This window comes from Pseudomonas sp. MS15a(2019) (assembly GCF_013277805.1).
Taxonomy (GTDB): Bacteria; Pseudomonadota; Gammaproteobacteria; order Pseudomonadales; family Pseudomonadaceae; genus Chryseomonas; species Chryseomonas benzopyrenica.
On sequence record NZ_VBTN01000007.1, the window covers coordinates 236,056 to 256,122 of the forward strand.

Consider the following 20,067-nt stretch of genomic DNA (forward strand, 5'->3'; position numbering starts at 1 on the left):
ACATTCAGCAGGCGCTCAGGGATTCACCCGAATGCTCGGCCCCACCAGGGTGACGCCCCCGGCATCCAGCTGGACGAAACTGCCGCCAGCCTTGAGCGTCAGGCCGGCGCCGGCTTCTAGGACGATCTTCTGTCCGCTTTGCAGCTGGATTTCGCTACCGGCTTCGACGAACAGGCCGCCATCCAGGCGCAGGTGCTGACTCTCGCTGACGTCCAGGTGGTCATCGGCGCGCACCTCGGTGCGGCGTTCGCCATGGGTGATGCGATGCTCTTCGGCGTGGAAGGTGCTGTAGCTGTTGGCGCCGATCCGCTGATGGCGCTCGTGGCCAATCTCGCTGCGGTGGTCATGACCGATACGCTCGTCCCAGTCGCGCTGGGCATGGAGGTGGATTTCCTCCTGGCTCTGGCGATCCTCCAGGCGCAGTTCGTTGTAACCGTTGCCGCCCGGGCTGCTCAGGCTCTTGAAGGTGCTGCGGGTCCTGTCCCGGGGCAGCTCCAGCGGCGGTCGGTGTTCGGCGTGATGCAGGCAGCCGATCACCAGCGGCTGGTCGGGATCCCCTTCGAGAAAGCCCACCAGCACCTCCATGCCGATCCGCGGCACGCTCAGGGCGCCGTAGCCCGCCCCGGCCCAGCCGCTGGCGACGCGCAGCCAGCAGCTGGTGCGCTCGTCCGCCTGGCCCTGGCGATCCCAGTGGAATTGCACCTTGACCCGGCCCAGGGCGTCGCAGTGGATCTCTTCGCCGGTCGGTCCGGTGACCACGGCGGTCTGGGCACCCAGCAGCCCGGGCCTGGGATGACGCAAGGGCAGGCGGAAGGGCAGCGTCCAGGGCCGGGCGACGAAGGTATTGCGATAGCCCTGGTAGAAGTCCTCAGCGGAGGCCTGGGGCAGGCTTTCTTCCAGCACCTGGGGCTGACGCCCCTGATGGCGGACGTCGGTCAGCAGCCAGAGCTGATTCCAGTCGGCGCGTGGATGCTGCTCCAAGGGCAGGAAATGCCCGCTCGCCAGGCTGGGCTGATCGCTCGCGCCCTGAGCCTGGTGGACGTCGCCTCGCAGCCGCTCCAGCCGGCGAGTGTTGAGGCGCTGGCCGACTGCGCGATCGGTGAAGCGGCCGGGAAAGCCATAGTCTTCCAGCCTGGGCTGGGCCGCAGTTCCCGTGCTGCTCTGCAGATGCAGCCGTGGGTGCAGCGGATCGTGATCGCGCAGGAGGCTGGCGCTGCTGCGGATCCGCAGGCCGACCGCCAGGCGGCTGATGACGGGCTCGTCGGCCACCAGACCGCTGCCGGGCCGATAGCGGGTGGCACCCAGCCGCGCAAAGCCGGTGGCGTCATCGCCAAACACCAGCACATGGCCGTCGCGGCGATGCTGGTGGTGAAAGTGCAGGCCCTCTTCCTCGCAGAGGCGGGTCAGAAAGGCCAGATCGCTTTCGCCGTACTGCACGCAGTAGTCGCGCGGCGGATAGCGCGTCGGCCCCAGGGCGAAGCGATAGTCGCCGTCGAGGATGCCGTGCTCCTCGAGCAGCTGCGCCAGGATCTCGGGCACGGCGAGTCCCTGGAAGATGCGGGAATTGACGCGGTGGGCCAGGCTGGCCAGGCGCGGTACCAGTTCGGCGCGATAGCGGGTCAGGCGCCGACCGGTATCGCCCTGGGCCACGGCAGCGAGCTGGCCGTGGATGCCTTGGTCACCCGGACCCAGGGCGAGAAAGGCGGGCCGCTGCAACAGCGCTTCCAGCGGCCAGTCCGGGCGCTCGCTGACCAGCTCGAGCTGGAAGCGATAGGGCTGGCCGATGGCCTCGTGGCCGTCGAAGGCGAGTACCTGGAAATCCTGGGCGACGCCGTCCAGCGTCAGGGTGAAGAGTGGGGTATTGGCTGAGCTGAACATCGCATCGCGTCCTTGCGAATCGAAAGTTCCAGTGTGCGCTATAGGGTTGCACCGGCTCAAGGGCTGAAAGACGCATTCTAGAGCCTTTTAGCAGGCAGATTCTGGCGCAGTGCCAGGCAGGGAGGCGGCGAAGAGATCCCGCGGCGGCGGCAGCGCGCCTTCCAGCTCCAGCAGGAATTGCTTGGTCGGCAGGCCGCCGCCAAAGCCGGTGAGGGCGCCGGACGCCCCTATCACCCGGTGGCAGGGCAGCACGATGGGCAAGGGATTGCGGCCATTGGCGGCGCCCACCGCGCGCATCGCCTGGGGTCGGCCGAGATGGCTGGCGAGTTGACCATAGCTCCAGGTCTGGCCGTGGGGGATCTCCGCCAGGGCCTGCCAGACCGCCAGCTGGAAGGGGGTGCCGCGCGGTGCCAGCGGCAGCTCGAACGTCTGGCGTTGGCCGGCGAAGTACTCACCGAGCTGTACGCGGGCCAGGTCGAGGATGGGGTGATCGGCGGCGCTCCAGCTGGCGTCACGCTTGGCCAGGTAGCGATTCTCGGGAAATTCCACCACGCGCAGGCCACTGTCGTCGGCGGCCAGGGTGAGAGGGCCGATGGGGCTGTCCAGCAGGCAGTAGGCGATCATCGGGGCGACTCCTTGGCGAGACGGGTGGGAACGGGTTCGGCGGGGGCGTCGGCGGGCGCCTTCCAGGTGGCTTCGCGCCAGACCTGCATCACCCCGTAGGCACGCCAGGGTCGCCAGGCTTCGGCGCGGGCATACAGGGCCTTGGCGGTCAGGCGCTCGCCGGGCGGCGCCAGGCGCTTCTGCAGCACCAGGTCTTCCACCGGGCAGGCATCAGGATGGGCGAGGGCGCGCAGGGCGATGTACTGGGCGGTCCAGGGCCCTATGCCCTTGAGCGCGATCCAGCGCCGGGCGAAATCGTCCAGGGTGCGGCCGGTGTCGAAGTCCACCTCGCCGGCGCGCAGCGCTCTGGCTACCGTACCCAGGGTACCGGCGCGGGCGCGGATCAGGCCGAGGCCGGTGAGGTCTTCCAGGGCCGCATCGGCCAGGGCGTCCACCGTGGGAAAGAAGTGGTGCAGACCGGCGGGTGGTCGACTGGCCTCGTGACCGGGCTCGCCCCAGGGGCGGCCGAAGCGCTTTACCACTCGGGCGGTCATGGTGGTGGCCGCCACCACGCTGACCTGCTGGCCGATGACGGCGCGCACGGCGATCTCGAAGCCGTCCCAGCCGCTGGGCAGGCGCAGGCCGGGCCGGCGCGCCACCAGTTCGGCCAGGGTTGGATCGATCGCCAGGCCCTGGGCGATGGCTTCGGGATCGGCGTCCAGATCGAACATGCGGCGGATGCGCGCCACCGCGGCCTGCAGCTCCCTAGGCGCGGCGCCGTGCAATTCCAGGCGCAGCGCCGGCGTGTCGGCGTCCCAGGCCGAGACGCGCAGCCAGCCCGGCTGCTCGGGGGTACCGATCACCCGGGCGTAGCTGTGGTCATCCAGCACCTCGACGCCGGGCAGGGCGTGGCCACGGAGGAAATCCAGCTGGGCGGCGAAGTCGTAGGGCGGACGATAGGCCAGGCGCAGGACCAGCACGGGCGAAGCCGCGGCCTGACCCTTGCGCACCTGACTGGGGGCCAGGCTGTAGGCGTCGCGAAAGGCGGTGTTGAAGCGTCTGAGACTGCCGAAGCCGGCGGCCAGGGCTACCTCGGTGATGGGCAGCCGGGTCTCGCTGAGCAATTGCTTGGCGAACAGCAGTCGGCGGGTGGTGAGCACCGCCAGGGGCGCGGCGCCCAGGCGCTCGACGAACAGCCGGCGCAACTGGCGTTCGCTGAGGTCGAGGCGGGCGGCGAGGGCGGGCAGACCGCCGTCGTCCAGGCCCTCGTCCATCAGCCGCAGGGCCCGCGCCAGGGTGGCATCGCCGCGTTGCCAGTGGCCGCTGGCGGGGGAGAGCTCCGGGCGGCATCTCAGGCAGGGGCGATAGCCCGCTGCCTCGGCGGCTGCGGCGCTGGGGTAGTAGCTGACGTTTTCCGGGCGTGGCGGTTGCGCCGGACACACCGGCCGGCAATAGATGCCGGTGGTGAGCACCGCGGTGTAGAACAGGCCGTCGAAACGCGGGTCGCGCGCCAGGCGGGCGCGTTCGAAGGCGGGAACATCGGGGAAGGCGTTCATGGCGGCAGGTTAGCACCGCCGGGGAGGGGTGACTGGCCGTTTTCGGACGGGACCGCCGAGGTAGAGAGCTGTCGCGGCCATGGGCGGGCAGGCCAATAGAGCAGCTGTGCTATCGCGGCCATGGGCCGCTCCTACAAAAGCAGCACTGCCCTGTAGGAGCGGCCGCATCGGCGGACCGCCATTGCCGCGATAAGCCGTATTACTTAGCGTCGTAGCGTGGAAAACGGCGCAGCCTTTTCCACTGGGACTTCGTCGCGCGGGACACCCTCACCCCAACCCTCTCCCAGGGGGAGAGGGGGCTGGTCGGAGCAGGAGGTTGGCTCAGAAATCCCAATCCTCATCCTCGGTACTGACCGCCTTGCCGATGACATAGGACGAACCCGAGCCGGAGAAGAAGTCGTGGTTCTCGTCGGCGCTGGGCGACAGGGCGGCGAGGATCGCCGGGCTGACGTCGGTCATGCTGCTGGGGAACAGCGCCTCGAAGCCCAGGTTCATCAGCGCCTTGTTGGCGTTGTAGTGGAGGAATTTCTTCACGTCCTCGCTCCAGCCCACGCTGTCGTAGAGGTCCTCGGTGTAGGCCACCTCGTTGTCGTAGAGGTCCTGCAGCAGCTCGTAGGCGAAGTCCTTGACCTGCTGGCGGCGCTCCGGCGTTTCCTTGGCCAGGGCCTGCTGGAATTTGTAGCCGATGTAGTAGCCGTGCACCGCCTCGTCGCGAATGATCAGGCGGATCAGGTCGGCGGTGTTGGTCAGCTTGGCGCGGCTGGACCAGTACATCGGCAGGTAGAAGCCCGAATAGAAGAGGAAGGACTCCAGGAAGACACTGGCCACCTTGCGCAGCAGCGGGTCGTCCGCGTGGTAGCGCGCGAGGATCAGGTCGGCCTTGGTCTGCAGATAGGGATTCTCCTCGCTCCAGCGATAGGCCTCGTCCACGTCCGGCGTCGAGCAGAGGGTGGAGAAGATCGAGCTGTAGGAGCGCGCATGGACCGCTTCCATGAAGCCGATGTTGGCGATCACCGCTTCCTCGTGGGGGGTGACGGCATCGGCCAGCAGGGTCGGAGCGCCCACGGCATTCTGGATCGTGTCCAGCAGGGTCAGGCCGGTGAAGACGCGGATGGTCAGCTGCTGCTCCTTGGGCGTCAGGGTCGCCCAGGAGGGGATGTCGTTGGACAGCGGGATCTTTTCCGGCAGCCAGAAGTTGCCGGTCAGGCGATTCCATACCTCCAGGTCCTTCTCGTCCTGCAGGCGGTTCCAGTTGATGGCGTTGATGCGATTCAGGCGCGGGGCGTTCATAGCTGCATTCATGACCTTTTCCTCACAGGCTGCAGGACACGCAGCCCTGCACCTCGGTGCCTTCCAGGGCAGCCTGGCGCAGGCGGATGTAATAGAGCGTCTTGATGCCCTTCTTCCAGGCGTAGATCTGCGCCCGATTGATGTCGCGGGTGGTGGCGGTGTCGCGGAAGAACAGCGTCAGCGACAGCCCCTGGTCGACATGGCGGGTGGCCTCGGCATAGGTGTCGATGATCTTTTCCGGGCCGATCTCGTAGGCGTCCTGGTAATACTCCTGGTTGTCGTCGGCCAGGTAGGGCGCCGGGTAGTAGACGCGGCCCAGCTTGCCTTCCTTGCGGATCTCCACCTTGGCAACGATGGGGTGAATGCTCGAAGTGGAGTGGTTGATATAGGAGATCGAGCCGGTGGGCGGGATGGCCTGGAGGTTGCGGTTGAACAGCCCGTGCTGCATCACCGAGGCCTTGAGTTCCTGCCAGTCGGCGCGGGTCGGCAGGCGGATGCCGGCCACCTCGAATAGCTCGGCTACTCGCGGGGTACGGGGGATGAAGTCGCCCTCGGTGTACTGGTCGAAATAGGCGCCGCTGGCGTACTTGGAATCGGCGAAGCCCTGGAAGCTCTGGCCGCGTTCGATGGCCAGGCGATTGGAGGCGCGCACCGCGTGGTAGGTGACGGTGTAGAAGTACAGGTTGGTGAAATCCAGGCCTTCCGCCGAGCCGTAGTGGATGTGCTCGCGGGCCAGGTAACCGTGCAGGTTCATCTGCCCCAGGCCGATGGCGTGGGAGGCGGCGTTGCCGGCGGCCACCGAGGGTACGCAGCGAATGTCGCTCATTTCCGAGACCGCGGTTAGGCCGCGGATGGCGGTTTCCACGGTGCGGCCCAGGTCCGGCGAATCCATGGTTCGGGCGATGTTCAGCGAGCCCAGGTTGCAGGAGATGTCCTGGCCGATGTGCGCGTAGCCGAGGTCTTCGTCGAAACGGCTGGGGGTGTTGACCTGTAGGATCTCCGAGCAGAGGTTGCTCATGTTGATGCGCCCGGCGATGGGGCTGGCCCGATTCACCGTGTCTTCGAACATCAGGTAGGGATAGCCGGACTCGAACTGGATCTCCGCCAGGGTCTGGAAGAATTCCCGGGCATTGATCTTGCGCTTGCGGATGCGCGCATCGGCGACCATCTCCGCGTATTTCTCGCTGACGCTAATGTCGGCGAAGGGCACGCCATAGACCCGTTCCACGTCATAGGGCGAGAACAGGTACATGTCGGCATTGCGCTTGGCCAGCTCGAAGGTGATGTCCGGGATGACCACGCCGAGGGACAGGGTCTTGATGCGGATCTTCTCGTCGGCGTTCTCGCGCTTGGTGTCGAGGAACCTGAGGATGTCCGGGTGGTGGGCGTTGAGATAGACCGCCCCGGCGCCCTGGCGCGACCCCAGCTGGTTGGCGTAGGAGAAGGCGTCTTCCAGGAGCTTCATGATCGGGATGATGCCGGAGGACTGGTTCTCGATGCGCTTGATCGGTGCCCCGACCTCGCGCACGTTGCTCAGCAGGAAAGCCACGCCGCCGCCGCGCTTGGACAGCTGCAGCGCCGAATTCACCGCGCGACCGATGGACTCCATGTTGTCTTCGATACGCAGGAGGAAGCAGGACACCAGCTCGCCACGCTGGCGCTTGCCGGCGTTGAGGAAGGTCGGGGTGGCCGGCTGGAAGCGCCCGCTGATCATCTCGTCCACTAGGGACTCGGCCAGGCGTTCGTCACCGCGCGCCAGACTCAGGGCGACCATGCACACCCGGTCTTCGTAGCGTTCCAGGTAGCGCTGGCCGTCGAAGGTCTTGAGGGTGTAGCTGGTGTAGTACTTGAAGGCGCCGAGAAAGCTCTGGAAGCGGAATTTGTAGGCATAGGCGCGCTCGAACAGCGCCTTGACGAAGGCCGGCGCGTATTGCTCCAGCACCGCGGCCTCGTAGTAGCCCTTGTCCACCAGATAGCCGAGTTTCTCGTCCAGGTTATGGAAGAACACCGTGTTCTGGTTGACGTGCTGGAGGAAGTATTGCCGCGCCGCCTGGCGGTCCTTGTCGAGCTGCAGCTCGCCATTGGGGCCATAGAGATTGAGCATGGCGTTGAGTGCGTGATAGTCCGCGTCGCTGCCGGTCGGGGTCAGGCCTGACGTTGCCAAAAGTCGTTCACTCCCGTGCGCACCCGGTCGACATCCTCCGTCGTGCCGAGCAATTCGAATTGGTAGAGCAGGGGCACCGCGCATTTCTGGGCGACGATGCGTCCACCCAGGCAGTAGCCCTCGCCGAAGTTGGTGTTGCCGGCGGCGATGACGCCGCGGATCAGGGCCCGGTTGTGCGGATCGTTGAGAAAGTGGATCACCGGCTTGGGCACCGCGCCCTTGCTGCCGCCGCCGCCATAGGTCGGCAAGACCAGGATGTAGGGCTCGCGGGCCTTGAGCGGTTCGGCGGCGGGATCCTGAGGAATGCGCCGCGCCGGCAGACCGAGTTTCTCGACGAATCTGTGGGTGTTCTCCGAGGTGCTGGAGAAATACAGCAGCTCACCCATGGCCCTGGCCTCAGGCCACCAGCCGACCGAGCTTGTCCGGGCGGAAACCGGCCCAGTGGTCATCACCGGCCACCACCACCGGCACCTGGCGATAGCCCAGGGACTCCACGGTCTGGCGCGCCTGGGCATCCTGCTCGATATCCACCACCTCATAGGTGATCCCCTGACGGTCCAGGGCGCGATAGGTGGCGTTGCATTGCACGCAGGCAGGCTTGCTGTAGATGGTGATGGTCATGGCTGACTCCTGTCCTCAGTGGGGCGAACTCAAGGGAAAAAGCCTGACGCCAGCCGGCGTTTGCCGTGGCGGCACGGGTCTTCTCGTTGGAGCTCGTCTTGGGTCTCAAGTTCGGTCCAGATACTACATATGGTGTTTTGCAATTTCTACAGCACAACAAGTAGGGTTTTTGATCCAGGTCATGGCTCTGCTCTATCAGCTTTCGATGACCGTTTCTGCTAGGGCATCGCAGGCCGGCCGGTAGTCCTGCTTCCCTGGGAGCTACCTCTATCTGTTCACGGCAGACAACGCTCCGACCCGGATACCGCAGGACGCCCAAGCCAGACGGTGGAATTTTTCTGCGTCTGCCAAGGAGGGCGCTTTTTTGTAGTGAGAAAGGCCGGTGGGCTACCCTGGCGACTCCCATTCGTCGTCGAACCGCCGCATAATCGGCCTTTCGCTTGCGCCCGGGTCCGTTCACGCATGAGTTCCGCTCGCTATCGCCTCGCTCTCAACGGCTACGGTCGCATCGGTCGTTGCGTGTTGCGTGCGCTGCACGAGCGCGGCGCGGCCACCGAGCTCGCCATCGTCGCCCTCAACGATCTGGCCGACCGGCCCAGCCTGGAATACCTCACCCGCTTCGATTCCACCCATGGCCGCTTTCCCGGCCGGGTGGCGCTGGACGGCGAGCGACTGCGCATCGGCGACCAGGCCCTGGAGATCCGCCGCGAGGCCGAACCCGAGCGGGTCGACTGGGCGGCGCTGGACGTCGATCTGGTGCTGGAATGCTCCGGTGCCTTCAGCACCCGGGCCGAGGCCGGGCGCTTTCTGGCCGCTGGCGCGCCGCGGGTGCTGTTCTCCCAGCCCATGGTCAGCGAGACCGACGTGGACGCCACCGTGGTCTACGGCGTCAACCAGCTGAGCCTGCGCGGCGACGAGATGCTGGTCTCGAATGCTTCCTGCACTACCAACTGCAGTGTCCCGGTGCTGAAACTTTTGCACGAGACCCTGGGTCTGGAGTACGTCTCCATCACCACGATCCACTCGGCCATGAACGACCAGCCCGTGATCGACGCCTACCATGCCGAAGATCTGCGGCGGACGCGTTCGGCGTTCCAGTCGATCATCCCGGTTGCAACCGGCCTGGCGCGGGGCATCGAACGCCTGCTGCCGGAGCTCGGCGGGCGCATCCAGGCCCGCGCCGTGCGTGTGCCCACGGTCAACGTCTCCTGCCTGGACATCACCTGCATCGTCCGCCAGGACACCACCGCGCCGGCGCTCAACACCCTGCTGCGTGACGCCGCCCAGAGCGGCCCCCTGGCCGGGCTGATCGACTACACCGAGTTGCCCCACGCCTCCTGCGATTTCAACCACGATCCCCATTCCGCCATCGTCGATGGCAGCCAGACCCGCGTCTCCGGCCCCCGGCTGGTCAACCTGCTCGTCTGGTTCGACAACGAATGGGGCTTCGCCAACCGCATGCTCGACGTCGCCGGCCATTGGCTGCGCATCGCCAAGCCCACCTGAAACAAGCACAACTAAGGGATTGCCTGTATGTCCGTGTTGAAAATGAGCGACCTCGATCTGAAGGGTAAGCGCGTCCTGATTCGCGAAGACCTCAACGTTCCGGTGAAGGAAGGCCAGATCAAGAGCGATGCCCGCCTGGTCGCCGCCCTGCCGACCCTCAAGCTGGCTCTGGAGAAGGGTGCCGCGGTGATCGTCTGCTCGCACCTGGGCCGTCCCACCGAAGGCGAATTCAGCGAAGAAAACAGTCTGGCACCGGTCGCCGCCTACCTGAGCAAGGCCCTGGGCCGCGAGGTACCGCTGGTGAAGGACTACCTGGACGGCCTCCAGGTCGAGCCAGGTCAGCTGGTGCTGCTGGAGAACGTACGCTTCAACAAGGGCGAGAAAAAGAACGCCGATGAGCTGGCGAAGCAATACGCCGCCCTGTGCGACGTCTTCGTCATGGATGCCTTCGGCACCGCCCACCGCGCCGAGGGCTCGACCCATGGTGTGGCCAAGTTCGCCAAGGTCGCCGCGGCCGGTCCGCTGCTGGCTGGCGAGCTGGATGCCCTGGGCAAGGCGCTGGGCAATCCCGCCCGCCCGATGGCCGCCATCGTCGCCGGCTCCAAGGTCTCCACCAAGCTGGACGTGCTCAATTCCCTGGCGCAGATCTGCGACCAGCTGATCGTCGGCGGTGGCATCGCCAACACCTTCCTGGCCGCGGCCGGCTACAAGGTCGGCAAGTCGCTGTACGAAGCCGATCTGGTGGATACCGCCAAGGCCATCGCCGCCAAGGTCAGCGTGCCGCTGCCAGTGGACGTAGTGGTCGCCAAGGAATTCGCCGAGACCGCCGAAGCCGTCACCAAGTCCATCAACGATGTGGCCGACGACGACATGATCCTCGACATCGGCCCGGTCAGCGCCCAGCAATTCGCCGACCTGCTGAAGTCGGCCAAGACCATCCTCTGGAACGGTCCGGTGGGCGTCTTCGAATTCGATCAGTTCGGCGAAGGCACCCGCACCCTGGCCCAGGCCATCGCCGACAGCGACGCCTTCTCCATTGCCGGCGGTGGCGACACCCTGGCCGCCATCGACAAGTACGGCATCGGTGAGAAGGTCTCCTATATCTCCACCGGTGGTGGCGCCTTCCTCGAATTCGTCGAGGGCAAGGTCCTGCCAGCCGTGGAAGTCCTCCAGCAACGCGCCCAGGAGTAATCGCGATGCGTACGCCGCTGCTCGTCTGTTCCGCTGTATTCGTGCTGGCCGGTTGCGCCGGTGGCAATGCCGACAAGGCCTGCGCGGTGTTCGCGCCGCCCCCTGCGGCGGCCGCCACGCCCACGGCGCAGAACGGCGAGCGCGTCGATACGCTCACCGGTAACGCCAACGCCGGTCGTCCCACCAGCGGCTGCGCCCAGTGAGGGGGCGTACCTTCGCCCTCGGTCTGCTGGGTCTCGCCCTGTTGGCCGGCTGTGCCGGCCGCAGCGCGCCGCAGACCGGCGGCTGGACGCACTGGGTCTGCGATTCCAAGGCGGCCTTCGACTGGCGCTATGTGGATCGCAGCCAGTCCATCGTCGACCTCAAGCTGGAAGGCGATGGCCTGATCCGTCATCTCAACCGCGAACCGGCCACCGATGGCCAGTCCTATACCGATGGGCTGGTGGCTTTCCATATTCGTGGCGACCAGGGGCTCGTCTACTGGATCGCCAACAACGACCTCATCGGCCGCGGCTGCCGGACGCCTTGAACCGGCGAATGTCAGCTGAACCGATTAATCCACAGCGGCCAGGGGTCGGCCGCTTGAACCCTGCCAGCCGCTCATGCAGGCTGGCGCCACCACCGCCTTTGTAGGGAGATAATCACCAATGGCACTCGTCAGCATGCGTCAGCTGCTGGATCACGCCGCCGAATTCGGCTACGGCGTCCCGGCCTTCAACGTCAACAACCTCGAGCAGATGCGCGCCATCATGGAAGCCGCCGACAAGACCGATTCGCCGGTCATCGTTCAGGCCTCCGCCGGTGCCCGCAAGTACGCCGGCGCTCCCTTCCTGCGGCACCTGATCCTGGCCGCGGTGGAAGAATTCCCGCACATCCCCGTGGTCATGCACCAGGACCACGGCACCACCCCCGACATCTGCCAGCGCTCCATCCAGCTGGGCTTCTCCTCGGTGATGATGGACGGCTCGCTGATGGCCGATGGCAAGACACCGTCCGACTACGACTACAACGTGCGCGTCACCCAGCAGACCGTGGCCTTCGCCCATGCCTGCGGCGTGTCCGTGGAAGGCGAGCTGGGTTGCCTGGGCAGCCTGGAAACCGGCATGGCCGGTGAAGAAGACGGCGTGGGCGCCGAAGGTACCCTGGATCACAGCCAGCTGCTGACCGATCCGGAAGAGGCCGCCCAGTTCGTCAAGGCCACCAAGGTCGACGCCCTGGCCATCGCCATCGGCACCAGCCACGGCGCCTACAAGTTCACCAAGCCGCCGACCGGGGATACCCTGTCGATCCAGCGCATCAAGGAAATCCATGCGCGCATCCCGGACACCCACCTGGTCATGCACGGCTCCAGCTCGGTGCCCCAGGAGTGGCTGAAGATCATCAACGAGTACGGTGGCGACATCAAGGAAACCTACGGCGTGCCGGTCGAAGAGATCGTCGAAGGCATCAAGTACGGCGTCCGCAAGGTCAATATCGACACCGACCTGCGTCTGGCCTCTACCGGTGCCATCCGCGAGTTCATGGCCAAGAACCGCAGCGAGTTCGATCCGCGCAAGTACCTCGCCAAGACCGTGACCGCCATGCGCGAAGTCTGCATCGCCCGTTACGAAGCCTTCGGCACCGCCGGCCAGGCCTCCAAGATCAAGCCGATCTCCCTGGATGCCATGTTCGAGCGTTATGCCCGCGGCGAACTGGATCCCAAGGTCAACTGATCCGGGATGTAGAAAAGGCCCCGCAAGGGGCCTTTTTTTATGCCTGTCGATCGCTTGGAGCATGAACGGCGGCGCGCCGCGCCTTACCGCTCGGTTGCGGTCAGGACCTCTTCCATCCAGGCGACCATGGCGGCGCCGTCCATGCCCAGGCAGACCGTTACCAGCGGATTGCCGGACCAGCGCCCGTCCAGGTAGGCGCGACCCTCGGGCGCGAAGAAGGTCTGGCCTTCCGCCAGGCCTTCGGTACCAACGCTGAGATGGCCGCGCGCGGTGTGGAACAGTTCGGGGCGCCGTAGGTAGGCGAGGGCGCAGCTGTCATGGGGATGGCAGCCATCGATGTCCTTCACGCTGCGGTAGAAGTCCGCATAGAAGTCATAGCTGCGGGCGAGTACCTCACCCAGGGCGCCCTGACGCGCGGCGATGCGCTGCAGGCGTGGCGGGTCGAGCACGGCGCGGTGGGTGGCATCCAGGCTAACCAGGGTCAGCGGCCAGGGAGCGGCAAAGACCCGCGCCGCGGCATGGGGGTCGGAAAAGATGTTGGCTTCGGCCACCGGCGTGACGTTGCCCGGCTCGACGATGGCGCCGCCCATCACCACCACCTCGCGGACGCGGTCGGCGACCGTGGGATCCAGCGCGAGGGCGAGGGCCAGGTTACCCAGCGGCCCGACCGCCACCAGGGTGATCTCACCCGATCGCAGGCGGGTCTGCTCGACGATGAAGCGTGCGGCGTCCAGGGCGTGGGGCACCTGGCGCGGCACGGGGAGCTGCTGATTGCCCAGGCCATCCTGGCCATGCACGTGCAGGGCATGATTGCCGGCCGGCTTGACCAGGGGTTCGGCGACACCGGCGGCGACGGGCGTGTCCCGGCCCGCCAGCTCGGTGAGCAGCAGGGCGTTACGGGTCGCCGTGCTGACCGGCACGTTGCCGAAGGTCGTGGTCAGGCCGATCACCTCGAAGGCGGGATCGGCAAACAGCAGGGCGATGGCCTGGGCGTCGTCCACGCCAGGATCGGTATCGAAGATGATGGGAAGGGACAAGAGGCTTTCTCCGGCTCAGATCTCTTCCCAGGCTACCCGAGGGGCAGCGCCTCTCGCTAGCTGGGCAGGTCCAACTCGCCCAGCGCATCCGGCTGGTTGCGAAACGCCCGGGCAAAGACTTCGCGATTGCGGGCCATGAACAGCCCCAGGTCTTCGCACTGCTTTTCGGCAAGACCGGGGACGGCCTTGTCCAGCACACTGGCGAGCGACTCGGCCAGCTCCAACATTTTATCGTGACGATCGGCTTCGGCTTTATCCATGAACAGGCGCTCCGGATCTCGGCTGCTGCGATACAACACTTCGACGGCCATGCGTCACCTCGTATTCTGTATCTGGTTATATATACAGTAGTTGGCTTGCCGCCCGATTGCAAGGGCTACCGCTCGGCGGTCAGTGCTCAACCAGTCATGGCAATTTGCCAATCGTTCGACATTTCTGCATGTCTCTGGAATTGCCTCGGGAAACTTAAGCGCGGAAGCTGGTCTGTGAGTCTGGACCAAACGGGCAGTTCTGCCCGCCTTTATCCGGATCACCTCCGGCTCACGGAACGAGACCGCCCATGCCTGCCATCTTTATCCGTCCGCTTATTGCCGCACGTGGCCTGCCTGGGTCGACCGAGGTGCGGGCGTGAGTTCGACCCTGATCATCCTGGCCATCACCGTCGCCAGCTTCCTGCTGGGATTCCTGCGCGACCTGCTGATCGCCCGGCAATTCGGCGTGAGCTGGGAAGCCGACCTGATCTTTGTCGCGCTCATCCTGCCGGTGTTCTTCGAGAGCTTCTTCGGTCTCGCCCTGCGCGATGCCATGATTCCCTATCTGCAACGCATCCGTGACCGCTGCAACGCCCAGTACGAGCAGGTCGGCCGCTGGCTGTACTGGCGCATCGGCCTGTTCGGCCTGTTGCTGTCGGTGATCGGTGTCCTCGCCAGTCCCTGGCTGATGCATGCCCTGGCTCCGGGCTGGAGCGATGAGCAGGTCGAGACCGGCAAGCTGGTCTTCGCCGTCGGCACCCTGCTGATCTGCGTGCAGGCCATCCTCTATTGCCAGGGCGCGCTGCTCAACCTGGATCGCATCTTCATCCTGCCGATGACCCGGACGCTGATGCTCAATCTGGGCGCCATCCTGGCCATCGTCATCCTGCAGCCGAGTGGCATCGCGCTGTTCACCGGCATGCTGCTGCCCCAGGTGCTGCTGATCGTCATCCAGCACCGGCGGCTGGGCTATCTCAGCCAGCGCTCGGTCGCCTTCGAGAAGCCCGAGGGCAGTCCCTTCGCCGTGACCTTCGCGCCGGTGCTGCTCGCCGCCGGCGCCCAGCAGGGCTGCATGCTGGCGGAGCGCTTCTTCGCCTCGCTGCTGGCCGAGGGCAATATCACCATGCTGTCCTTCTCCTACCGCATCGTGACCATTCCGCTGACGCTCTATGCGCTGTCCATCCTGGCGATGATCTTTCCCGAGCTGACCCGCAGCTGGAACGAGGGCAATGCGGACAAGTACAGCGCGCTGATGCGCAAGGCGCTGCTCGGCACCCTGCTGTTCCTGGTGCCGGCCGCCGTGGTGCTGTTCAGCTATTCGGAGCCGGTGGTCAAGGTGCTGCTGGAGCGCGGAGCCTTCGGGGCCGAGCAGAGCGCGGCGACCGCGACCCTGGTGGTGGCCTATGCCCTCGGCCTGCCCTGGATGGGGCTGGCCCTGCTATGGGGCCGGGCCCTGCTGTCCCAGCAGCGCGCCAAGACCTTCCTCTATGCCACCCTGGCCAGTTCCTTCATCACCGTGGCCCTGGATGCCGCGCTCTATCAGCCGTTCGGCGCCCAGGGGCTGGCCTATTCCTTTACCACCGGCGCCTTCCTGCAGGCCGTGTTCATGGCGCTGGCACTCTATCGTCATTCCCTCGCCGGGCTGCACCTGTCGCTGCTGCTGCGCTGGTTGGGCGCCGGCTGCGCCGTGGCCCTGCTGAGTGTGCTGTTGCCCAAGCCTGTCGGCCTGCTGGAGCTGATCGTCAGCATCAGCGTGGCGATGCTGGGCCTTCTGCTGCTGTTGCTGGTCCTGGGCGAACGTGATCTGTTCCGCCGCGGCTATTGGGCGCGCGGTGAGGCCAGCACGGAGCGCGCAGAACCGACGAGTTGAACGGCCGTCACTGGACGGCAAGGAAAAAGATGGCGATCTGCAGCCATTGATCGCTATCTGTTACGAAGTCATGAATTTTTGCTTTGGCTTCGAGTCGCACGGAAAGATTGATCCCAGTCAAAGAATTTCTGATGGAAGTGGTTTTTCCATTTGCAAGAGATCGGACACGTCGTTGGGATCGGCACTTCGCATGGTGGCTTTGCTCGCTACCGACATTCTCTTTGAAAGGAATCGATCCTATGTCCTCCCAATCCCCTGTCACCCGTATCGGCATCGTCGGTACCGGCATGATCTCGCGCTGCCTGGCCCGGCTCATCAGTCGTCACTATGACGACATGACCGTGACCCGCGTGCTGACCCGCCGGCCCATCGCCACGGTCACCGACTATCCGCTGACCGAGGCGCTCACCCAGTCGGTGGCGGATCTCATCGATCATTGCGACCTGCTGGTGGAGTGCAGCGGCGATCCCTACCACGGCACCGAGATCATCGAGCGCGCCTTCGAGGCCGGCATCAAGGTGGTCACCATCAATGCCGAGCTGCAGGTGACGACGGGCTCCTACCTGGCGGGCAAGGGCTTTCTCACCGAGGCCGAGGGCGACCAGCCGGGTTCGCTGGCGGCGCTGCACGAAGAAGCGGTGCAGATGGGCTTCAAGCCGCTGGTCTACGGCAACATGAAGGGCTATCTGAACCACAACCCGACCCCGGAAGACATGGCCTACTGGTCCGCGCGCCAGGGCACCAGCGTCGACCAGACCACCTCCTTCACCGATGGCACCAAGGTGCAGATCGAGCAGGTGGTGGTCGGCAACAACTATGGCGCCACCATCACCCGCCAGGGGCTGGAGGGCCTGAATTCGACCAATCTGCAGGACAGCGCGAACATCCTGGCGCAGATGGCCGAGCAACTGGGTCAACCCATCGTCGACTACGTGATCCCGAGCGGCTATTCCGCCGGTGGCGTCTTCGTCGTCGGTCGCCATGACGAAGACCAGGCCGGCGCCATCGAATACTTCAAACTGGGCAAGGGGCCGTACTATGTCCTGGTACGCCCCTTCCACCTCTGCTCCCTGGAAGTCGGCAAGACCCTGCGTCGCGTGATCGCCGGTGGCAAGATCCTGCTCAACAACTCCACCACGCCGACCCTGAGCGTGGCCGCCATCATGAAGAAGCCCATGGCGGCTGGCGACATCATCGAGCGCGGCATCGGTGGCTACAGCGTGCGCGGCGAAGCCGTGAAGATCGCCGAGTGCCCGGATCACCTGCCGATCGGTCTGCTCAAGCACAGCGTGCTCAAGCGCGCCATGGAACCCGGCCAGATCGTCACCTTCGACGACGTCGAACTGGCGCCCAGCCGCGCCCTGGACATCGTTCTGCAACAGCATCGCGAGGCGATCCATCGCCAGCTGCTGGAAACCCAGTTGAGCGAGCCGGCCTGGAACGCGGCTGCCGACTTGGCCCCGATGGCACTGCCCAAGGCGGTCGGGGCGGTCCTGTCCTGATTCCGCTGACGCGGAAAGCGAAGGGGCCCTGAGGGCCCCTTTTTCATTGCCCGTCGGTGGCGGCGGCGCGGAGGCGAGCGACGGTCGCGGGCAGTTCATCCATGTGGGCGATCAGGGCGGTCACGCCCAGGGCGCTCAAGGTGTCGCCGTGGTTCGGCGGAATATGGCTGGCACCGGTGAAGCCGATGACCCGCATGCCGGCGGCCAGGGCCGCACGCGCGCCGGTGGCGCTGTCTTCGATCACCAGGCAGCGCTCCGGCGCAACGCCCAGGGTCTTGGCCGCGAGCAGGTAGACATCCGGCGCCGGCTTGGGCTGGGCCACCATGTCGGCGCTGAAGACATGGCCCGCCACCCGATCCACCAGGTCCGCCCGGCGCACCGAGGATTCAACGCTGTGCCTGAGGCTGTTGGAGGCCACCGCCAACGGTAGATCAATGCTTTCCAGGGCACGTTTCACCCCGGGAATGGGTTCGACGCTGCTGGCGATCAGGGTCTCGGCCTGGGCGCGCAGCTCGCTGAACAGCGTGGGCGGCAGGGTGATGCCGAAGCGCTGTTCGACCAGGGCGAAGATGTCCCGGGTGGTCAGGCCGAAGGTGCCGTGCAGCAGGGCTTCGAGTTCGTCACGCGGTGCGTGGGCGGCCAGACCGTCGAGGACGACGCGTTCGGCGAGGATTTCGCTGTCGACCAGTACGCCATCGCAATCGCTGATCAGCAGTTCCACAGGGGTAAGGTTCATCGGTATTCCTTGCAGGGGGATTTCACGGTCGGGGCAGTGGATCTCGTGCCCTTCGACAGCTGTGGCGGGAAGCGCAAAGGCAGGCGTGGCGGTGATTCCGGGGTGCTGCCCAGGCGGTCGAAAACAGGCTTGTCGGTGCCTTTCGAAGCGGCGTAAAACGCGCTTTGTCCAAAACGAATTCGGCCTCCGGAGGGTAATCGCTTTCCAGAAAAATATGGCGTAGAGTTCGAGAACTGTGTTTGCTTGGGTCGCCGTCGATCGTGACCTGAGGCGGTAGGCTCTTCGTCCACCCCTTGCTGCTCGATTCTTGTTACTCCTTGCAACTCAGTACCAGGCGTTTGGTCTATGCAACGCACTGCCGCGCCAGCACGTGTCAATAACAAACCCGTTATTCCAAGGAGCAACACCCGTCATGTCGAATCGTCAGAACGGCACCGTCAAGTGGTTCAACGAAACCAAAGGCTACGGCTTCATTACTCCCGAAAGCGGTCCGGACGTGTTCGTGCACTTCCGCGCCATCGAAGGCACTGGTTTCAAGACCCTGGCTGAAGGCCAGAAGGTCAGCTTCGAAGTCGTGCAAGGCCAGAAGGGCATGCAGGCAGAGCGCGTACAGGTCATCTGACACCTGACGTCGCCCGAAGCTCACGAAAAACCCCGGCCAGGCCGGGGTTTTTCGTTTCTGCCGATTCGATCGGCCTGGCGGCCGCGTCACTCCACGTTCTGCGCGCTCTTTTCCGGCTCGGCGGCCAGGGGCTTGATTCGGCGACCGGTTTCGCGGGAGGCCTGCAGGAAGATCGCCGCCGCCAGCATCGACAGGGCTCCGACGCTCAAGAACGTCGCGCGGAAGGCGGACAGCACCTCGGTGTCGCCATAGTCGTCCTGGAAGCCGCCCAGCAACGCCGCGGCGCAGGCGACGCCAAAGCTCATGGCCAGTTGCATGACCACCGACAGCAGACTGTTGCCGCTGGCGGCCTGCTGGTCGTGCAGGTCGATGAGGGTGATGGTGTTCATGGCGGTGAACTGCATGGAGTTAACCGCGCCGAGAATGCCCAGGTGGATCAGCAGCCAGACGAAGGGGGTGGCAGGGCCGATCAGGGCGAGACTGGCGATCAGGCAGCCCAGCAGCAGGGTATTGCCCACCAGCAGGCGCCGATAGCCGAGACGGCCGATCAGCGGACCGGCGATGGGCTTGGCCAGCATCGCCGACAAGGCCAGGGGCATCATTAGCAGACCGGCCTGGGTCGGCGAATAGCCGAGGCCGACCTGGAACAGCAGCGGGATAAGAAAGGGCAGGGCGCCGCTGCCGAGACGGGCGAAGAGATTGCCGAAGATGCCCACGGCAAAGCTGCGGATACGAAACAGCTCGGCGGAAAACAGCGGCTGGTCGTGATGCAGGGCGCGCAGCCAGTAGGCGACCATGCAGGCCATACCACCCATCAGCAGCAATACCACGCGCACATGGGGCAGGTGCAGTTCGCCAAGGCCTTCCAGGGCGATGCTGATGAGGATCATGGAGGCGCCGAACAGCAGAAAGCCCAGGCCATCGAAGCGCTGTGGCAGAGGGCTGCGCAGGTCCGGCAGCAGGCGGCGGGTGGCCAGACAGCCGAGGATGCCCACCGGCAGGTTGATCAGGAAGATCCAGTGCCAGGACACGGCCTCCACCAGCCAGCCGCCCAGCGCCGGGCCCGCCAGGGGGCCGATCAGGCCGGGAATGGTGATGAAGCTGAGGATGCGCACCAGTTCGCTGCGCGGATAGACGCGCAGGATCACCAGCCGCCCCACGGGCAGCATCAGCGAACCGCCGAGGCCCTGGATTACCCGGGCGGCGATCAGCAGGTTGAGGCTGGGCGCCAGGGCGCAGAGCAGCGAGCCAAAGGTGAAGAGGGCGATGGCGGTAAAGAAGACGCGGCGACTGCCGAAACGATCGGAAATCCAGCCCGAGGCAGGAATCAACAGCGCGACGGTGAGCAGGTAGGCGATCACCACCCCCTGCATGCGCAGGGGATTCTCGCCGAGGTCGGCGGCCATGCGCGGCAGGGCGGTGTTGACGATGGTCGCGTCCAACGACTGCATGAAGAAGGCGACGGCGATCAGCCAGGGAAGCCAGCGGGTCGTGGTGGTATCGAGCGTCGGGGTGGGCATTGAGGGGT

At 65.6% G+C, this 20,067-nt stretch carries 19 protein-coding genes; 8 read left to right on the forward strand and 11 right to left on the reverse strand.

The genetic code is table 11. The annotated features are described in order from the left end of the window. Window positions 1-15 precede the first annotated feature (15 nt). The 7 genes from FEZ61_RS11485 to nrdH all read right to left on the reverse strand — a co-directional run bounded on the left by FEZ61_RS11485 (window position 16) and on the right by nrdH (window position 8,112). Entirely contained in the window at window positions 16-1,878 is a 1,863-nt protein-coding gene (locus FEZ61_RS11485) for a type VI secretion system tip protein VgrG (RefSeq protein ID WP_173148691.1), read from the reverse strand. 87 nt (window positions 1,879-1,965) lie between these two features. Then, window positions 1,966-2,502, reverse strand: coding sequence for a methylated-DNA--[protein]-cysteine S-methyltransferase (locus tag FEZ61_RS11490; protein WP_173148693.1), 537 nt, complete (start codon window positions 2,500-2,502; stop codon window positions 1,966-1,968). Further along, window positions 2,499-4,037 carry a DNA-3-methyladenine glycosylase 2 gene (locus FEZ61_RS11495; protein WP_017639466.1) on the reverse strand — a complete coding sequence of 513 codons (1,539 nt, stop codon included), beginning with the start codon at window positions 4,035-4,037 and terminating at the stop codon, window positions 2,499-2,501. The genes FEZ61_RS11490 and FEZ61_RS11495 overlap by 4 nt, the downstream gene beginning before the upstream one ends. 321 nt (window positions 4,038-4,358) lie before the next feature. Beyond that, entirely contained in the window at window positions 4,359-5,339 is a 981-nt protein-coding gene (gene nrdF, locus FEZ61_RS11500) for a class 1b ribonucleoside-diphosphate reductase subunit beta (RefSeq protein ID WP_305366737.1), read from the reverse strand. A gap of 10 nt (window positions 5,340-5,349) precedes the next feature. Further along, complete coding sequence (nrdE, locus tag FEZ61_RS11505; protein WP_173148695.1) at window positions 5,350-7,491, reverse strand: class 1b ribonucleoside-diphosphate reductase subunit alpha; 2,142 nt, start codon at window positions 7,489-7,491, stop codon at window positions 5,350-5,352. After that, window positions 7,473-7,877 carry a class Ib ribonucleoside-diphosphate reductase assembly flavoprotein NrdI gene (gene nrdI / locus FEZ61_RS11510; RefSeq protein ID WP_027598230.1) on the reverse strand — a complete coding sequence of 135 codons (405 nt, stop codon included), beginning with the start codon at window positions 7,875-7,877 and terminating at the stop codon, window positions 7,473-7,475. The genes nrdE and nrdI overlap by 19 nt, the downstream gene beginning before the upstream one ends. A gap of 10 nt (window positions 7,878-7,887) precedes the next feature. Then, a complete protein-coding gene (gene nrdH / locus FEZ61_RS11515) occupies window positions 7,888-8,112 on the reverse strand; it encodes a glutaredoxin-like protein NrdH (protein ID WP_173148697.1) in 225 nt (74 codons plus the stop codon). 462 nt (window positions 8,113-8,574) lie between these two features. Here nrdH and epd point away from each other — a divergent pair, with 462 nt between their 5' ends. From epd to fba, 5 genes are all read left to right on the forward strand, one after another. Then, on the forward strand, window positions 8,575-9,618 hold the full coding sequence (gene epd / locus FEZ61_RS11520; protein WP_173148699.1) for an erythrose-4-phosphate dehydrogenase: 1,044 nt from the start codon (window positions 8,575-8,577) through the stop codon (window positions 9,616-9,618). Window positions 9,619-9,645: 27 nt separating this feature from the next. After that, window positions 9,646-10,809, forward strand: coding sequence for a phosphoglycerate kinase (locus FEZ61_RS11525; RefSeq protein ID WP_173148701.1), 1,164 nt, complete (start codon window positions 9,646-9,648; stop codon window positions 10,807-10,809). 5 nt (window positions 10,810-10,814) lie between these two features. After that, window positions 10,815-11,012: a hypothetical protein gene (locus FEZ61_RS11530; RefSeq protein ID WP_017639473.1), complete on the forward strand. Its 198-nt coding sequence runs from the start codon at window positions 10,815-10,817 to the stop codon at window positions 11,010-11,012. After that, a complete protein-coding gene (locus tag FEZ61_RS11535; protein WP_173148703.1) occupies window positions 11,009-11,338 on the forward strand; it encodes an MliC family protein in 330 nt (109 codons plus the stop codon). The genes FEZ61_RS11530 and FEZ61_RS11535 overlap by 4 nt, the downstream gene beginning before the upstream one ends. Before the next feature lie 118 nt (window positions 11,339-11,456). After that, window positions 11,457-12,521: a class II fructose-bisphosphate aldolase gene (gene fba / locus FEZ61_RS11540; protein WP_059316498.1), complete on the forward strand. Its 1,065-nt coding sequence runs from the start codon at window positions 11,457-11,459 to the stop codon at window positions 12,519-12,521. Window positions 12,522-12,604: 83 nt separating this feature from the next. Here the strand turns inward: fba and FEZ61_RS11545 are convergent, their stop codons facing one another. Both FEZ61_RS11545 and FEZ61_RS11550 read right to left on the reverse strand, forming a co-directional pair. Then, window positions 12,605-13,558 (reverse strand): nucleoside hydrolase, encoded by a 954-nt coding sequence (locus FEZ61_RS11545; RefSeq protein WP_173148705.1) that lies wholly within the window; start codon window positions 13,556-13,558, stop codon window positions 12,605-12,607. A 56-nt stretch (window positions 13,559-13,614) separates the two neighbouring features. After that, window positions 13,615-13,869 carry a YebG family protein gene (locus tag FEZ61_RS11550; protein WP_007161283.1) on the reverse strand — a complete coding sequence of 85 codons (255 nt, stop codon included), beginning with the start codon at window positions 13,867-13,869 and terminating at the stop codon, window positions 13,615-13,617. Between the two features lie 316 nt (window positions 13,870-14,185). On the opposite strand from FEZ61_RS11550, the gene FEZ61_RS11555 reads away from it, so the two are divergent. Both FEZ61_RS11555 and FEZ61_RS11560 read left to right on the forward strand, forming a co-directional pair. Next, window positions 14,186-15,679 carry a lipid II flippase MurJ gene (locus tag FEZ61_RS11555; RefSeq protein ID WP_064308162.1) on the forward strand — a complete coding sequence of 498 codons (1,494 nt, stop codon included), beginning with the start codon at window positions 14,186-14,188 and terminating at the stop codon, window positions 15,677-15,679. A 239-nt stretch (window positions 15,680-15,918) separates the two neighbouring features. Further along, entirely contained in the window at window positions 15,919-17,181 is a 1,263-nt protein-coding gene (locus tag FEZ61_RS11560; RefSeq protein WP_017639478.1) for a saccharopine dehydrogenase NADP-binding domain-containing protein, read from the forward strand. 43 nt (window positions 17,182-17,224) lie between these two features. Here FEZ61_RS11560 and FEZ61_RS11565 read toward each other — a convergent pair whose 3' ends face one another. Further along, window positions 17,225-17,917 carry an HAD-IA family hydrolase gene (locus FEZ61_RS11565; RefSeq protein ID WP_017639479.1) on the reverse strand — a complete coding sequence of 231 codons (693 nt, stop codon included), beginning with the start codon at window positions 17,915-17,917 and terminating at the stop codon, window positions 17,225-17,227. A 412-nt stretch (window positions 17,918-18,329) separates the two neighbouring features. On the opposite strand from FEZ61_RS11565, the gene FEZ61_RS11570 reads away from it, so the two are divergent. Next, entirely contained in the window at window positions 18,330-18,539 is a 210-nt protein-coding gene (locus FEZ61_RS11570; protein WP_017639480.1) for a cold-shock protein, read from the forward strand. 86 nt (window positions 18,540-18,625) lie between these two features. Here FEZ61_RS11570 and mdtD read toward each other — a convergent pair whose 3' ends face one another. Further along, on the reverse strand, window positions 18,626-20,059 hold the full coding sequence (mdtD, locus tag FEZ61_RS11575; RefSeq protein ID WP_017639481.1) for a multidrug transporter subunit MdtD: 1,434 nt from the start codon (window positions 20,057-20,059) through the stop codon (window positions 18,626-18,628). Window positions 20,060-20,067 lie beyond the last annotated feature (8 nt).

Coding starts and splice junctions, on each gene's coding strand:
- FEZ61_RS11485 (WP_173148691.1), bottom strand. CDS start 1,878: ATGTTCAGCTCAGCCAATACCCCACTCTTCACCCTGACGCTGGACGGC.
- FEZ61_RS11490 (WP_173148693.1), bottom strand. CDS start 2,502: ATGATCGCCTACTGCCTGCTGGACAGCCCCATCGGCCCTCTCACCCTG.
- FEZ61_RS11495 (WP_017639466.1), bottom strand. CDS start 4,037: ATGAACGCCTTCCCCGATGTTCCCGCCTTCGAACGCGCCCGCCTGGCG.
- nrdF (WP_305366737.1), bottom strand. CDS start 5,339: ATGAATGCAGCTATGAACGCCCCGCGCCTGAATCGCATCAACGCCATC.
- nrdI (WP_027598230.1), bottom strand. CDS start 7,877: ATGGGTGAGCTGCTGTATTTCTCCAGCACCTCGGAGAACACCCACAGA.
- nrdH (WP_173148697.1), bottom strand. CDS start 8,112: ATGACCATCACCATCTACAGCAAGCCTGCCTGCGTGCAATGCAACGCC.
- epd (WP_173148699.1), top strand. CDS start 8,575: ATGAGTTCCGCTCGCTATCGCCTCGCTCTCAACGGCTACGGTCGCATC.
- FEZ61_RS11525 (WP_173148701.1), top strand. CDS start 9,646: ATGTCCGTGTTGAAAATGAGCGACCTCGATCTGAAGGGTAAGCGCGTC.
- FEZ61_RS11530 (WP_017639473.1), top strand. CDS start 10,815: ATGCGTACGCCGCTGCTCGTCTGTTCCGCTGTATTCGTGCTGGCCGGT.
- fba (WP_059316498.1), top strand. CDS start 11,457: ATGGCACTCGTCAGCATGCGTCAGCTGCTGGATCACGCCGCCGAATTC.
- FEZ61_RS11550 (WP_007161283.1), bottom strand. CDS start 13,869: ATGGCCGTCGAAGTGTTGTATCGCAGCAGCCGAGATCCGGAGCGCCTG.
- FEZ61_RS11560 (WP_017639478.1), top strand. CDS start 15,919: ATGTCCTCCCAATCCCCTGTCACCCGTATCGGCATCGTCGGTACCGGC.
- FEZ61_RS11565 (WP_017639479.1), bottom strand. CDS start 17,917: ATGAACCTTACCCCTGTGGAACTGCTGATCAGCGATTGCGATGGCGTA.
- FEZ61_RS11570 (WP_017639480.1), top strand. CDS start 18,330: ATGTCGAATCGTCAGAACGGCACCGTCAAGTGGTTCAACGAAACCAAA.
- mdtD (WP_017639481.1), bottom strand. CDS start 20,059: ATGCCCACCCCGACGCTCGATACCACCACGACCCGCTGGCTTCCCTGG.